The organism is Methylomonas aurea (assembly GCF_024505045.1).
GTDB lineage: Bacteria > Pseudomonadota > Gammaproteobacteria > Methylococcales > Methylomonadaceae > Methylomonas > Methylomonas aurea.
In genome coordinates, this window is the sequence record NZ_JANIBM010000013.1 from 62,612 (window position 1) to 76,229 (window position 13,618).

General features: G+C 57.7%; 14 protein-coding genes. 7 read left to right on the forward strand and 7 right to left on the reverse strand.

Features of this window, described 5'->3' with window-relative positions:
- Window positions 1–10: 10 nt before the first annotated feature.
- Window positions 11–607, reverse strand: coding sequence for a Uma2 family endonuclease (locus NP603_RS12365; protein ID WP_256611191.1), 597 nt, complete (start codon window positions 605–607; stop codon window positions 11–13).
- Window positions 608–1,248: 641 nt separating this feature from the next.
- On the opposite strand from NP603_RS12365, the gene NP603_RS12370 reads away from it, so the two are divergent.
- The 3 genes from NP603_RS12370 (at window position 1,249) to leuB (ending at window position 4,333) form a co-directional block, all read left to right on the forward strand.
- Window positions 1,249–2,502, forward strand: a complete 1,254-nt coding sequence (locus tag NP603_RS12370; RefSeq protein ID WP_256611192.1) for an AAA family ATPase — start codon at window positions 1,249–1,251, stop codon at window positions 2,500–2,502.
- Entirely contained in the window at window positions 2,499–3,011 is a 513-nt protein-coding gene (locus tag NP603_RS12375; RefSeq protein ID WP_256611193.1) for a hypothetical protein, read from the forward strand. Before NP603_RS12370 ends, NP603_RS12375 begins: the two co-directional genes overlap by 4 nt.
- Before the next feature lie 215 nt (window positions 3,012–3,226).
- Window positions 3,227–4,333, forward strand: coding sequence for a 3-isopropylmalate dehydrogenase (leuB, locus tag NP603_RS12380; RefSeq protein WP_256611194.1), 1,107 nt, complete (start codon window positions 3,227–3,229; stop codon window positions 4,331–4,333).
- Window positions 4,334–4,424: 91 nt separating this feature from the next.
- Here the strand turns inward: leuB and NP603_RS12385 are convergent, their stop codons facing one another.
- Both NP603_RS12385 and NP603_RS12390 read right to left on the reverse strand, forming a co-directional pair.
- Window positions 4,425–5,678 carry a YfiM family lipoprotein gene (locus NP603_RS12385; RefSeq protein ID WP_256611195.1) on the reverse strand — a complete coding sequence of 418 codons (1,254 nt, stop codon included), beginning with the start codon at window positions 5,676–5,678 and terminating at the stop codon, window positions 4,425–4,427.
- A 53-nt stretch (window positions 5,679–5,731) separates the two neighbouring features.
- A complete protein-coding gene (locus tag NP603_RS12390; RefSeq protein ID WP_256611196.1) occupies window positions 5,732–6,016 on the reverse strand; it encodes a type II toxin-antitoxin system HicA family toxin in 285 nt (94 codons plus the stop codon).
- A gap of 210 nt (window positions 6,017–6,226) precedes the next feature.
- Between NP603_RS12390 and NP603_RS12395 the strand changes: the two genes are divergently transcribed.
- Window positions 6,227–6,382, forward strand: coding sequence for a hypothetical protein (locus tag NP603_RS12395; protein WP_186289564.1), 156 nt, complete (start codon window positions 6,227–6,229; stop codon window positions 6,380–6,382).
- 96 nt (window positions 6,383–6,478) lie between these two features.
- Here NP603_RS12395 and NP603_RS12400 read toward each other — a convergent pair whose 3' ends face one another.
- Both NP603_RS12400 and NP603_RS12405 read right to left on the reverse strand, forming a co-directional pair.
- On the reverse strand, window positions 6,479–6,790 hold the full coding sequence (locus NP603_RS12400; RefSeq protein WP_256611197.1) for a hypothetical protein: 312 nt from the start codon (window positions 6,788–6,790) through the stop codon (window positions 6,479–6,481).
- Window positions 6,784–7,458: a glutathione S-transferase gene (locus NP603_RS12405; RefSeq protein ID WP_256611198.1), complete on the reverse strand. Its 675-nt coding sequence runs from the start codon at window positions 7,456–7,458 to the stop codon at window positions 6,784–6,786. The genes NP603_RS12400 and NP603_RS12405 overlap by 7 nt, the downstream gene beginning before the upstream one ends.
- Window positions 7,459–7,674: 216 nt before the next feature.
- Here NP603_RS12405 and NP603_RS12410 point away from each other — a divergent pair, with 216 nt between their 5' ends.
- A complete protein-coding gene (locus NP603_RS12410; protein WP_256611199.1) occupies window positions 7,675–9,267 on the forward strand; it encodes an ABC-F family ATPase in 1,593 nt (530 codons plus the stop codon).
- Window positions 9,268–9,274: 7 nt separating this feature from the next.
- Here the strand turns inward: NP603_RS12410 and NP603_RS12415 are convergent, their stop codons facing one another.
- Together NP603_RS12415 and NP603_RS12420 are read right to left on the reverse strand one after the other, a co-directional pair.
- Complete coding sequence (locus NP603_RS12415; RefSeq protein ID WP_256611200.1) at window positions 9,275–10,114, reverse strand: cupin domain-containing protein; 840 nt, start codon at window positions 10,112–10,114, stop codon at window positions 9,275–9,277.
- On the reverse strand, window positions 10,107–10,754 hold the full coding sequence (locus NP603_RS12420) for a sigma-70 family RNA polymerase sigma factor (protein ID WP_256611201.1): 648 nt from the start codon (window positions 10,752–10,754) through the stop codon (window positions 10,107–10,109). The genes NP603_RS12415 and NP603_RS12420 overlap by 8 nt, the downstream gene beginning before the upstream one ends.
- A 436-nt stretch (window positions 10,755–11,190) precedes the next feature.
- Here NP603_RS12420 and NP603_RS12425 point away from each other — a divergent pair, with 436 nt between their 5' ends.
- Complete coding sequence (locus NP603_RS12425) at window positions 11,191–11,922, forward strand: DVUA0089 family protein (RefSeq protein ID WP_256611202.1); 732 nt, start codon at window positions 11,191–11,193, stop codon at window positions 11,920–11,922.
- Between the two features lie 43 nt (window positions 11,923–11,965).
- The gene (locus NP603_RS12430; RefSeq protein ID WP_256611203.1) at window positions 11,966–13,597 is read left to right on the forward strand and encodes a DUF4331 domain-containing protein; all 1,632 of its coding nucleotides are present in this window, start codon (window positions 11,966–11,968) and stop codon (window positions 13,595–13,597) included.
- Window positions 13,598–13,618: the final 21 nt, after the last annotated feature.

The following is a 13,618-nucleotide window of genomic DNA, read 5'->3' on the forward strand; positions in this document are numbered from 1 at the left end:
CCTTAGCGGCTTAACCGAGGGGTGCCGTCAGCGGCGGCTCGGAATCCAACGCGACGTCGGCGTATATTTCGGCAAAATCCAATACCAAATTCAGCTCCGGAATTGCCAGTTTATCGCAAGGTCCGGTATGGCTGTGCAGCAGCCAGGCGTTGTCTGCGGTGCGCCGGAAGCAATCGATGGCCTGAGTCCGGCTGTCGATCAACCAATAGCTCTGCAGGCTGTCGAGTTGGCGGTAAGCGGCAAACTTGGCGCCGCGGTCGAAAGCTTCGGTGGCGGGCGACAATACCTCGGCGATGAATACCGGGTGTTGTTTGAACAAACGGTTGTCCCGGTCTTTGGGATTGCAACTCACCAGTACGTCCGGGTAAAAGAAGGCGTTGGCCGCGGCGACGTTGACTTTCATGTCGGAAATATAAGTCCGGCAAGGCGACTGTTTCAGCGCTTGTTTCAGTAGGAAGGCCAGGTTCATAGCAATGGAAACATGCGCATCGCTGGCGCCGACCATGGCCCAGACCTCGCCGTCCAAATATTCGTGTTTTACCGTCGCGGTCTCTTCGCCTTGCAGATACTCGGCACAGCTCAACTTCAACTTTTCGGCAACTGCCATGGTTCGATCCTCCGTTGCTGGTCGGTCTAATTCTACTCCTCCCGGCCGCGATGTGAATTGCGCAATCCTTGTCCGCCAAGGTTCGGTTCGGTCGGTTAAATCGCCGTTATCGTCGGTTTGAGCGCGGGAACGATGAAGATTCGGTAGCAGGTTGATTAAATGCTATGTGGGCTGCCTGAGATGGCCGATATTCCCGGGGAACGCAGCCAAACCGAACCGTCTGCATGATAATTGGTCGACACCTCGGTTTGGGTCAGCAATTTCAAAAAATCGTAACCAAGAATTGGTTAGCTTGCTTCTTTCCGATTCGGCGTTGATTCACCGGCTGATCGTTGCCGAATCAACCTGCGGCATGCAGCCCTCGCCACCCCGGTTGGGCGAGGAGTAGCCTGTTTAGGAAGCTATTTCGCCCACAAACACGATGGTCCAGCGTGAGCCAAGATCATGTGAATTCGCTTACAGCGCCTGCGCGACTTCGTCATTGCTTTGGATGTCCAACAGGATGTCGGGGGAGATGTGTATAACGACGAGCGCAGGAGCCCGTCGGAATGATGAAATGAAATGATACCGTCCACCACTGTCGTTATACTGCTCGACCAATCGGTAAGTTAAATATTGGCAAGAAATTTTGGGAGTCTGACTTGCTTAAAGAAATCAAATTAGTAGGCTGGAAAAGCTTTGTTGAAAGCACACTTTATATAGATCCTCTGACCATCATTATTGGAGCGAATGCCAGTGGCAAATCAAACACTTTGGACGCTCTGTTGTTTCTACAGCGTATCGCTTCTGGAGTCGGAATTTTTCAGGCAATTAACGGTGATGTCAATTTACCGCCAATTCGAGGTGGCATCGAGTGGATTTGCCATAAGTCGGCCAAAAACTTTTTATTGTCGGTCACATTAGAAGGCGAGATTAAAACTCAGGATTACCGTTATCAAATCGAAGTACAAGTCAACGGTATCAAGGCCGAAGTGGTGCATGAAGAATTAGTGTCCTTGAAGTATGGCGCACGCAGTAATGTGCCGAAAGAAACAAAGTTGTTTTATACCCAACCGCCTGAACCTCTCGCACCGGGTATTCCCGCTTATTTCTCCACGGGCAGTCAGGGCCGCGGCAAACGCATTGATGTCAATCGATCGCACGCAGTATTGTTGCAAGCTGATGTATTCAATCTTCGCAAAGAAGTGCAAGACGGTGTCAGGCAGGTCTTGACACAATTACAACAAATTTTCGTTTTTGATCCGGTTCCCAGCCATATGCGTGATTACACGCCTTTCTCGGAAAAGTTAAAAGCTGATGGAGCCAATATCGCTGGAGTGTTAGCCGCTCTTGATGATCGGCGTAAAGCAGAAGTTGAGCAGACGCTGACCAACTACCTTAGAGCTTTACCAGAACGCGATATCCAGAGAATCTGGACCGAACCGGTAGGAAAATTCCAGACCGACGCGATGCTTTATTGTGAGGAAGGTTGGTCAGGCAACGTTTCGCATACAGTCGATGCACGAGGAATGTCGGATGGTACATTGCGGTATTTGGCTATTGTGACGGCCATGTTGACCCGTTCGCCAGGGAGTTTATTGGTAATTGAAGAAGTTGATAATGGTCTTCATCCCTCGCGCGCGCATGTTTTGATCGGGATGTTACGAACTCTGGGTAAGTCGCGCGAAATTGACGTTATCGTTACCACCCACAACCCAGCTTTATTGGACGCCGCTGGGACTCGTATGGTGCCCTTTATTACAGTTGCTCACCGTGATATGCAAACTGGGGCGAGCCTGTTGAGCCAACTTGAGGATATTCAGCAATTGCCAAAGTTAATGGCCAGCGGTTCGTTGGGCCAGCTTTCGACTGCCGGAAAAATCGAGGCTGCACTCAAGCAAGGAACCCAAGGATGAGAAAAGTATTAATCTTGGATACCAGCATTCTCTGCGTCTGGCTCGACGTTCCCGGCATGGCCGATTGCGGCCCGGATTGCGACAAATGGGATAAAAATCGCGTAGCGGAAAAAATAAAATTAGAAGAACAGGACAAAACGATTTTTGTTTTACCGTTGGCAACGATTATCGAAACGGGCAACCACATTGCACAAGCCCAACATAGCCGAAGAGACCGCGCTGTTGCGTTAGCGGATTTGATTAAAAAGAGCGCTAACGAGGAAACACCCTGGGCAGCGTTTTCCCAGCAATCAGAATTATGGGCACCCGAAAAATTGATCGGTTTGGCTGAAAATTGGCCAGATTTAGCCAGTCAGAAAATGTCATTGGGGGATGCAACGATCAAAGACGTTGCCGAATTTTATGCGACGATGAGTTTTCGGGTTGAAATATTGACCGGTGATACTGGCCTGAAAGCCTACCAACCGACAGAACCGATAGAACGTCCCCGACGCAAACGTCGTGAATAATGTTTTTAACTTATGTTACTGCAAATTAGTCTTTCGACCATATTAAGGACGCGCAGCTAAGGCTTAATCGAAATCGTATATCTTCTTCGCCCCCAGATTTCGTGGGAAAGACTGTTTTCGGGGGAAGCGGCGCTGCTGATCTGATAAAATCCGCCGTTTATTGACCGATCGAAAATTCCCGTTTTAAAGCTTTAACCACTCACACTCACCATCCCATGAAAAACTACAAAATCGCAGTCCTGGCCGGCGACGGTATCGGCCCTGAAATCACCGCGGAAGCTATCAAAGTCTTGAAAGTCATCGAAGAACGCAACGACGTCAAATTCGAATTGCTGCCGGCCCTGTTCGGCGCCTGCGCTTACTTCGCAACCGGCGACGCATTCCCGCAAGCCACCATCGACATCTGCGATCAGGCCGACGCGATTCTGAAAGGCCCGATCGGCTTGAGCCATGAGGAATCGAAAAAAATCCCGGTCGAAAAACAACCCGAGCGCGGCGCCTTGCTGCCGATGCGCCGCCGTTACAACACCTACGCCAACTTCCGCCCGGTGTCCTTGCCCAAATCGCTGGCGCATTTCTCGCCGTTGAAACCGGAAGTGATCGGCGAAGGCATCGATTTGATCATGGTGCGCGAACTGGTCGGCGGCTTGTATTTCGGTAACAAGGAGCGCGGGGTTAACGAGCAAGGCCAGCGCTATGTCCGCGAAACCCTGGAATACGACGAAGAGCAAATTCGCCGCATCATGCACGAGGCCTTCAAACTGGCGCAAAAACGCCGCAAATTGCTGCACAACATCCATAAAAGTAACGTGCTGATGTCCAGCGTATTGTGGAACGAGGTGATGGAAGAAGTGGCGAAGGACTATCCGGACGTGCAGGTCGTCAACTACCTGGTCGACGCCGCCGCCACCGCGTTGTGCCTGAAACCGACCCAGTTCGACGTGATGGTGATGGAAAACATGTTCGGCGACATTTTGAGCGACCAGGGCGGCGGTATTTTGGGCTCGCTGGGCTTAATGCCGTCGGCCTGTATCGGTCCGGACAAAGCCTATTACGAGCCGTCGCACGGTTCGGCGCCGGACATTGCCGGCAAGAACATCGCCAACCCGTATTCGATGATCGGTTCGGTGGCGATGATGCTGGAAAACAGCTTCGATATGGCCGACGAAGCCAAAAACGTCTGGGCGGCGATGCAGGGCGTGTTCGGCGACGGTTATTCCACCGCCGACCTGTCCAAGCCGGGCAGTGGCGTGACGATGATCAGCACTCAGGAATTCGGCGACAAAGTCGTCGAAAAACTGCGGGCGATGCCTAGGGTTTAAGTCCGGGCGGCAAAGCCGAATCGGCTTAAACTCTAGTTAAAGGCGGGTGCCGTAAGGGCCCGCCTTTTTTGTTGCCCGAATTGTTCCCACTTCAATCCCGGAACAGCGCCAGTTCGGCGATGCGGCGTTCGATGGTTTCCAGGGTTTGCCGGTAGACGGCGCCGTCGACGCCGCCGAAGCGCTGCGTGAACTCGGCTTCGGTCATCGATTCGACCAAGTCGGCGGTGGCTGGCATCAGCTCCGCTTCGCCGGCCTGGGCCAGACGTTGCTGCAGGCGCACGGCTTGGCTGCGGTCGGCCACGGCCGCTTCGCCCATTCGGGTGCCGGCGCGGTCGGCGGCCAGGTCGGGAAACGAAAAGCCGCTGCCGCCGCGCGAGTCCTGGATTTCTTTGTATAGACCCACCGCATCGGCCAGCGGCGTGCCGGAGTAGGCCGCCAGCATCGCCGACACCAAATAGTGCTTGGTCAAATCGTCGCGGCCGTTCAGCAGTAGCGTGTGTCGGACCGGACGCGGCCAAAGTGCTGCCTGAGGTACCGCTTTGGCTAACGGAATGCCGTTGACATAAAGCGTCAGCACCAGAATTGCCGCGCGGTTTTCGGCGATAGGGTCGCCGGTCCGGCTTTGACGTTGCGCCAGTTGAAACAGCGGCTGGGTCAATGCCGTCAGGCTGGCGCGGTCCGGTGTGTTTCGGCTCAGTTCGGCCAGTCGGCGTTGGTACGGCTCCAGGATTTGGGCTTCGGCGTCGGCCAGCAGGGCGCGGCGCAATTTGCCCGGCAAATCGGCTTGCCAGCGGTAATACACGCTGGCGCGTTGCGGCAGGAACTGCACATGTTGAACGACGCCGGCGACGAGTTTCAGGTCGATCGGCAACGGCAGTCCGGCGACTGCGGCTTTGACCGCCAGTTCGGCGAGCGGCCCCGGTATCCTGAGCGAGCCGAGGCGAGCCGATTCGATCTGCGGCAAGCCTATTTTCTGTCGCAGTTGCAGCCGCAGATTCAAGTAGCCGCCGAACGGATTGGCCGGCAATGGCCAGGTAGCGTCGATCCGGGCCCGATTTTGTTCCAGCTGCAAGCTGGCGCTGGCGCCGGCGAATTGGTTGGCCCAATAGTTCAAAGCCAGGTCCAGATCGGCTTGCTCCAGGCTGAGGCGGGCCACCGTGCCGGAGCGCAATCGGCGCGGATCGTTCTGGTGGAACAATTGCCGGGCGCGGCCGATTTGCTCCGGCGTCAATTCGGCGCGGCTTTGCAACAGCGGTTTGGCGTCCAGTGCAGCGTAAATCGCCAGCGCGATTAACACCGGCGTCAGGAATAGCGCCAGCCGGCACAACTTTCCGAATAGTCTCATCGCTTACGCGCTGTTAGTGGAGGCATCCTTGAAATGAACGCGGCAACCGACGCTTAACCGGATTTGTGCCGGTCCGCTTCGTATTGTGCCACGCTGATGCCGGCATGGCTCAGGTATTCGCGCAGGTGTTTGATCTCTTGTTTGCTGCAAACGCCGCTATGGTGCGGGTGGTGCAGAAAACCTTCGACTTTGTTCAACACCACATGGAAGCGCGCGCCGTGGCTGGGTTGGACGCTGGCGCCCAAGTGGCGCAGCAGCGATTCGATATCGCGCCAGTGCAAGTTGCCGCTGACCGGGTCCTGAAATATCGCGCGGAGCAGGTTTAAATGGTGGCTCATGACGGCGTACTCCTGAATGTTGTGGCTAAAGGATTGCCTGAAAAATTCTCAGTCATTTTCCGCCCGATATCGTGGCGGGCGGTTCGGTGCTGACTTTTGTTTCTCATAAAGAAACAAATCATCTATAAACAGGCTTATTGTAAATAAAAATTAAAAGTTTATAGTTAACCCAACTTCAACGATTCGACTTAATTCAGTCAAGGCGGAAAAATGAACCAGTCAAAATTCAAAGACATCGTTACCGGTCTGTTTTTCACCACCGGTATTTTCAGCTTCATGTCGGGCGAGTTCGTGCTGTCGACATTGCTGTTCGGCGCGGCATCGTTGGCCAGCAACCTGAGCGTTGCCAAACCGGTCCGGATTTAAGCGTTTCCCGATTTTCGTAGTACCTCCTCGTTGTAAATGCTCTGCATCTTACGTGGCCTCTTCCCGCAAGGTTAGAGGCCTTTTTTTGCGGGATGGTTAGCGGCCGGGGCGGTTGTCGTCGCGCTCGCTGGAGATGACGGTGTACTCGGCGTCCAGGGTTTGCTCGGCCTGCTGGCGTTGGGCAGTGCGCCAGGCGCGCCAGACTTTGAAGCCCAAGATCGACAACGGAATCAGCAGAATGGCAAACAGCGCCGAAAATACCAAGGTGCCGACGATGGCACCGGCGACCATGGCCGGAATCGCCAATAATCCGGTCAGTCGCTGCGATAACGATTTGGGCGGCGGCGGTAGCCGCGGGTCGGTCGGATTCGAATCGATGACGACGACTTTTCTATAGATTTTCAGCATAGGCTGCTCCTGTCGGGATGGGCTCCGAAAAAGTTGGCCGCATCCGTTGCTTGCCAGACCGGGTATTTTTCCATGGCCTTGCCGAATAGCTCGGATTCGACGAATTGTTGTAACGCTGCGCGCAACGCCGGGTAGGGCGACGCGGCGAACCAGGCGGCGTCCACCGCGGCGAACTGTCTGATGAACGGTAGGATTGCGGCGTCGGCCAGACCGAAACCCTCGCCGCAGAAACCGGCGTTGCGTTGCAGGCGCTGCTCCAGTTCGACCAGGAAACGTTCGCCCTGTTGCCGATAGTACTCGACCGGATGTTCTGGATAACGGTCGGCGTATTTGTAGCGGTCCAGCCAGTATTTGAAATCGCCGTCGTTGCTTGCGATCAGCCGCTCGGCGTCGGGTTTATCCGAAGCGGGCAACCAGCCTAGCGGATCGTTCTGCGCCAAGGCCCACTGCATGATGTCCAGGCTTTCGTCGATGACCTGGCCGTCCGGCAGCAGCAACACCGGTACCGTGCCCTTGGCCGAGATCGCCAGCATTTCCGCCGGTTTGGCGCGCAGTTCGATTTCGCGGATCACAACGCAAATGCCGGTTGCGGCGATCGCCAAGCGGGCGCGCATCGCATACGGGCAGCGGCGAAAACTGTACAGAATGGGGTAGCTGGATTCGGTCATGGCCTCGCCGGGTTGGGCTGTTGCAGGTTGTTAAAGCGGATTGCGGCTTAATGTTGGGCGTCGATTGTAACAGGCGCCGGGCCGTCGTTTCGCGGCCATTGCAAATCGGTCTCAGCCAAACTCTGGTAAAATCGCCGCTTTGTTTTGCCGCTGCCGGCGCGCAAGCGCATCTCTGGCGCTCAGTCGCCATTCTGTTGACCATTTACGGACATTCCCTTGATTTCTACAGCCAATATCACCATGCAATTCGGGGCCAAGCCCCTGTTCGAAAACGTTTCCGTCAAGTTCGGCAACGGCAACCGCTACGGCCTGATCGGCGCCAACGGCTGCGGCAAGTCGACATTCATGAAAATCCTGAGCGGCGATCTGGAACCATCGTCCGGCAACGTCAGCATCGACGCCAACGAGCGCCTCGGCATCTTGCGCCAGAACCAGTTCGCCTACGAAGACCAACGCGTGCTGGATGTGGTGATGATGGGCCACGCCGAAATGTGGGCGGCGATGTCCGAGCGCGATGCGATCTATGCCAACCTGGAAGCCAGCGAAGACGACTACATGCGCGCCGCCGAGCTGGAAGCGGTGTTTGCCGAATACAACGGCTACACCGCGGAAGCCAGGGCCGGCGAGTTGCTGCTGGGCCTGGATATTCCGCTGGAACAGCACAACGGCCCGATGAGCGCGGTGGCGCCGGGTTGGAAATTGCGGGTGTTGCTGGCGCAAGCCTTGTTCTCCAATCCCGACATCATGCTGTTGGACGAGCCGACCAACAACCTGGACATCAACACCATCCGCTGGCTGGAGAACATCCTGAACCAGCGCGACTGCACCATGGTGATCATTTCCCACGACCGCCACTTCTTGAACAGCGTCTGCACCCATATGGCCGATATGGATTACGGCGAATTGCGGGTGTACCCGGGTAATTACGACGATTACATGACTGCGGTGACCCAGGTGCGCGAGCAATTGCTGGCCAGCAATGCCAAGAAAAAAGCCCAGATCGCCGAATTGCAAACCTTCGTCGCCCGCTTTTCGGCCAATGCCTCCAAAGCCAAGCAGGCCACCTCAAGGGCTCGGCAATTGGAGAAAATCAAACTCGACGAAGTCAAGCCGTCCAGCCGGGTCAATCCGTTTATTCGCTTCGATCAGGCCAAAAAGTTGTACCGATTGGCACTGGAAGTCAAGGATTTGGCCAAGGGTTATGGCGAAGAGCCATTGTTCAAAAATCTGAACATGATGATCGCGGTCGGCGAACGGGTGGCGGTGATCGGGCCGAACGGTATCGGTAAATCCACTTTATTGAAGACCTTGGTCGGCGATTTGACGCCTGACAGCGGTGAAGTGAAATGGTCCGAGAACGCCGAAGTGGGTTATTTCGCCCAAGACCACGCCGAGGATTTTGCCGAGGACATGTCGCTGATCGAATGGATGGGCCAGTGGCGCAAGGAATCCGACGACGACCAAACGATTCGCGGCACGCTGGGGCGCTTGTTGTTTTCCAACGATGAGATCAACAAATCCGTGAAAGTGATTTCCGGCGGCGAACAGGGCCGGATGCTGTTCGGCAAATTGATCCTGCAAAAAAACAATGTGATGGTGCTGGACGAGCCGACCAACCATTTGGATATGGAATCGATCGAATCCTTGAATGCGGCTTTGGAAAACTATCCCGGCACCTTGATTTTCGTCAGCCACGACCGCGAATTCGTCTCGTCGCTGGCAACCCGGATCATCGAGTTAACCCCGACCGGCATCGTCGATTTCAGCGGCAGTTACGAAGATTATCTGAACAGCCAGAATATCGGCTAAGCCCGGATCAATCGCTGCGGGCGCCGCGCACGAACAACGTAGCGCCGACATCGGTGTAAACCTCGCGGTGGACGCTGCCGGCCGGGGCCAGTTGGTAGTCGCCGGCGCGCAGCAGCAGGTCGTCGATAAACAAATCGCCGGCCAGCATCATGCATTCCTCTTCGGTATCGTGGCCGTGCTCCGGACAGCGGGCGCCGGCCTCCAGCCGGTAAAAGCACGACTCGCGTCCGCCCTCGATCCACAAGGTTTTCTTGCGGACGCCGGGCAGGATTTCCGGCCAATCCTGCATATCGGCAGCATGGGCCGTCAGCGACGGGCCGGGGCCGAACGGCAGCAAACCGCTCAACACTTCTTTCAACACCTCGCGGCTATCGCCTAGCGAGGTGCCGCGCAGATAGGCCAGTGCGCCTTGCTCGGAGCGGATCGCGCCGTGGCGGCTGCCGGCCGCGGCGGCATGGTAATCCAGCGGCCCCAGCCGCAAATCGCCCATCGCCAAATCGCCGCGCAGCACGATGCCTTCCTCCAGACTGTTATGCCGGTGCGGGATCAGGCTGGCGCCGGCGGCAAACTCGATCAACACGGAGCGGCCCAGGCTGCCGCCGTCCCACAACGGTTTGACCCGGATGCCGGTTTTCAAGGTTTGCCAGACGCCGTCCTTGGCCCGTACCGTGGTCAGGCCGGCCTGTTTGGCGACGGATGCCGCCACTTGCGCCAGCAGCCCGCGGCGCATCGCGCTGCGGCGCTCGCCGGCCGGCGCAATCGGCGCGATATGTTCCGCCAACAGGTTTGTTAGCGGCGCCAGCTCGTCGTCTTCCGGGCCCGGTACAGGCGGTTGTTGTTCAATCATCGGTTCGATCAACCTCGCCGAAATCGGCTGTCAGTAAATGCTGCATGCTCTGTAATCCGCGCCGGATATGCGATTTGACCGTGCCCAACGGCAAACCGCAGTTCTCGGCGATTTCGTCGTGGCTCAGCCCTCTAAAGAACGCCAACGCCAGCAACTGCCGCGGCACCGGTTCCAACTGCGCCAAGGCCGCGTGCAAGATGTGCCCTTGTTGCACCGCACCGAGCAGATCGGTCGGCATTTGTCCCGCCGGCGCGGCGACGGCGGCCAGGGCTTCTTCCGCCAATTCGGTCTGCTGGGTATCGCGTTGCCTTAACGCATCCAGCGCCCGGCTGCGGGCCATGGTCATGACCCAGGCCTTGACCGAACCGCGCGTCGGGTCGAAACGCGGCGCCTGCCGCCAGACCTGCCAGAACGTATCCTGCGCCACTTCCTCCGCGCACTGCACCCGTCCGGTTATCCGCAACGCCAATCCGTAGACCTGATCGACCAGGCAATCGTAGAGTCGTTCCAATGCCGACTGGTCTTGATCGACGATGGCGGCGACCCAGCCCTGCAATTGCGCTTCGTCGGCCGCTGTCGTTCGGCGCGACGCCTGCGCCGGCTGGTCTTCGTCTGCTGGGTTCCAATCGCTGTCCGCCATCGCCGCTTGCTCCGTTACGGTAAATACGCGGCAAACGCCGCCGCGGATGCAGGGCAGGAGTGGATTGGCGCTGAAATGTGCGAACTGGTGAGCATATTCAACCGATGCGGTCGGCAACTGGGAGTGGGCGGTTAGGGCACAAGGCTATGGGGAGCGGTCGGGTTTTTGTCGGCCACTATAAAGCAGGTTCCGTTTGCCTGGCAAACCCGCTGCTTGGTCCTGTCGGCTCAAGCTGTTGAAAGACAAGGGCTTCCAAAAATAGTCGCAGCGCGGAGCCGGTCGTTTCCGGATTGTGGCTGAAGTTTTTTTTCGCCGAGCTGCATCCGCGGCCGGATTTGCTGCGTATTGGTGATTGCAAGCCATTCGAACGGCCGTCGCACGCCGTGCCGCTGTTGGGGCTTGCGCTTGCCAACCACTAATTCTGGAGTGCCAAATCATGAAAACAATTCTTTGCGCGGCGGCGATCGCCGCGAGTCTGAGCGCCGGGCCTGCCGCTGCCGCCGACTTCGACTTCAACGGCAGTTTCGTCAACGACAACGACGTGTTGCGGTTCAACTTCACGGTCGGCGCACCGGGCGTCGTCACCTTATTCACCTCGTCCTGGCTCGGCGGCGGCTTCGATCCGATCCTGAGTCTGTGGGACAGCGCCGGCAACCAATTGGCGGAACAGGACGACGGTTTCCCCGGAGACAGCCAGGTTTCCAACGGCACCCTTTTTAACTACGGCGAGTTCGACAGTTACCTGGCCTTGAATCTTGCCGCCGGCGACTACCTCGCGACCTTGACCCAATACGACAATTTCTCGGTCAGCACGGCGTTGGCCGACGGCTTCTTGCGCGACGCCGACCCGAACTTCACCGCTGCTTTCGGCTGTTCCAACGGACGGTTCTGCGCAGGCAGCCTGTTCGACAGCAACAACGATCCGGTCGAAGCCAACCGCACCGCCGCCTGGGAATTCCATGTTGTGAACGTCGATACTGCGCAGGCGGCCACGGTTCCGGAACCGCCGACCCTGATGCTGCTGGCGTTGTCCGGCCTGTTTTTGCTGGGCGGCCGCTACGCCAAACCGAAACGCGGGCCGGGCTACCTGTGCGGCCAGCCGGACGCCGGCGCCGAAAAAATTTCCGCCGCGTTGCATCCGAATCGCGTGCCGGCGCGTATTGCCTGATGCGGAGTTTGTAACCGCTTACTTATCCGACAGGAGACCGATTATGAAACAGCCTATCCAACCGACAGCCCCCAGCAAGCGCTGGCCGCTGGCCTTACTTGCCGGCGCCATTCTCAATCTAGCCGGATTGCCGGCTGCCGAAAGCGCCAACCACCGCGAGGCGCCGTTAACGGCGCTGGACAGCAAGGCCGACATTACCGACTGGTACGCTTTCGTCAGCTACGACGATCCGAGCAAAGTGACGATGATACTCAACGTCGATCCGCTGCTGGAGCCCAGCAACGGCCCGAATTACTTTCCGTTCGATCCGGAAATTCTCTACGAGATGAAAGTCGACAACAACTTCGATGCCGAAGAAGACGTCACGCTGCAATTTCGTTTTAAATCCGAAAACCGGTTGCCCGGCGTGTTCACCGGCTTCGTCGGTGCCGGCAACGGCATTTTCGCGCCGGCCAATTCGCCGGCTCCGGTGGCGCCGGGCAGTCCGCTGGTGCCGCCGGCGATCACCGCGTTGGACGGTCCCGGTTCCGAGGGCCTGGGCTTGCGCCAAAGCTACAGCGTGACCTTGATCAAAGGCAAGGGCGCCAACCGCCAGGTCATCGATCTGAGCCGGCAGCAGAAACTGTTTGCGGTGCCGTCCAACGTCGGGCCGCGGACGATGCCGAATTACACCGACCTGGCCCGGCAGGGCATCTACGATTTGGCCGGCGGCGTCCGGGTGTTTGCCGGCACGGTGGACGATCCGTTCTACATCGACCTGGGTGCGGCGTTCGATACTTTCAATTTTCGCGGCGATGCCTTCGGCTCCGGCATTCCCGGCGTGTTCTCCGACGCGCAGGCGGCCGACAACGGCAAGAATTACGCCCCGGACGACGTGGCCGGCTTCAATGTCAACTCGATTGCGATCGAACTGCCGATCGCGCTTCTGACCCAGGACGGCAAGCTGCATGCCGCCGGCGATGCGCTGGCCGTGATCGGTACCTATGCCACCACATCGCGGCCGCGCACCAAGGCCTATGCCGACAAGCCGGGCGGCAAACCCAAGTTGGCGAACGCCTATACCCAGATCCAGCGCATGGGTAACCCGTTGATCAACGAATTGTTGATCGGCACCGGCGACAAAGACAAATTCAGCATGAGCGATCCGAAAAACGACGCGGCATTCGCCAATTACCTGCTCGATCCGCTATTGGCGCGGGTGCTGAACGCAGCCTATGCCGGCGCGGTACCGATTCCGGCGCCGCCGCGGCTGGATCTGGCGCCGCTGGTGTTCTATGCCGCGCCGATTTGCCCCGGCTGTGCGGCCGGGCAGAGCGGACCCTTGGCCGACCTGTTGCGGCTGAACACCGGCATCGGCCCGACCGTCGCCGCGGCACGGCAACGCATGGGCTTTCTGGCCGGCGACAATGCCGGTTTCCCCAACGGCCGCCGGGTCTCGGATGACGTCACCGACATCGCCGCCCAGGCCGTGGCCGGAGTATTGAATCCGTCCTTCAACAGCTTTCCCAACAACCGCATCGCCGACGGCGTCAACGGCAACGACCGCATCTACCAGGAAAGCTTTCCTTACGTCGCCTTCGCCAACAGCGGCCGGCAAAGCCGGCATGTCGATCCGGGCGAGGCCGGCTGCTTCAATGCAGTTACTGACTTACCCGGCAATTGTCCGAGCAACTGAGCCTTAGCTGCAACTGCGGTG

Coding starts and splice junctions, on each gene's coding strand:
- NP603_RS12365 (WP_256611191.1), bottom strand. CDS start 607: ATGGCAGTTGCCGAAAAGTTGAAGTTGAGCTGTGCCGAGTATCTGCAA.
- NP603_RS12375 (WP_256611193.1), top strand. CDS start 2,499: ATGAGAAAAGTATTAATCTTGGATACCAGCATTCTCTGCGTCTGGCTC.
- leuB (WP_256611194.1), top strand. CDS start 3,227: ATGAAAAACTACAAAATCGCAGTCCTGGCCGGCGACGGTATCGGCCCT.
- NP603_RS12385 (WP_256611195.1), bottom strand. CDS start 5,678: ATGAGACTATTCGGAAAGTTGTGCCGGCTGGCGCTATTCCTGACGCCG.
- NP603_RS12390 (WP_256611196.1), bottom strand. CDS start 6,016: ATGAGCCACCATTTAAACCTGCTCCGCGCGATATTTCAGGACCCGGTC.
- NP603_RS12395 (WP_186289564.1), top strand. CDS start 6,227: ATGAACCAGTCAAAATTCAAAGACATCGTTACCGGTCTGTTTTTCACC.
- NP603_RS12400 (WP_256611197.1), bottom strand. CDS start 6,790: ATGCTGAAAATCTATAGAAAAGTCGTCGTCATCGATTCGAATCCGACC.
- NP603_RS12405 (WP_256611198.1), bottom strand. CDS start 7,458: ATGACCGAATCCAGCTACCCCATTCTGTACAGTTTTCGCCGCTGCCCG.
- NP603_RS12415 (WP_256611200.1), bottom strand. CDS start 10,114: ATGATTGAACAACAACCGCCTGTACCGGGCCCGGAAGACGACGAGCTG.
- NP603_RS12420 (WP_256611201.1), bottom strand. CDS start 10,754: ATGGCGGACAGCGATTGGAACCCAGCAGACGAAGACCAGCCGGCGCAG.
- NP603_RS12425 (WP_256611202.1), top strand. CDS start 11,191: ATGAAAACAATTCTTTGCGCGGCGGCGATCGCCGCGAGTCTGAGCGCC.
- NP603_RS12430 (WP_256611203.1), top strand. CDS start 11,966: ATGAAACAGCCTATCCAACCGACAGCCCCCAGCAAGCGCTGGCCGCTG.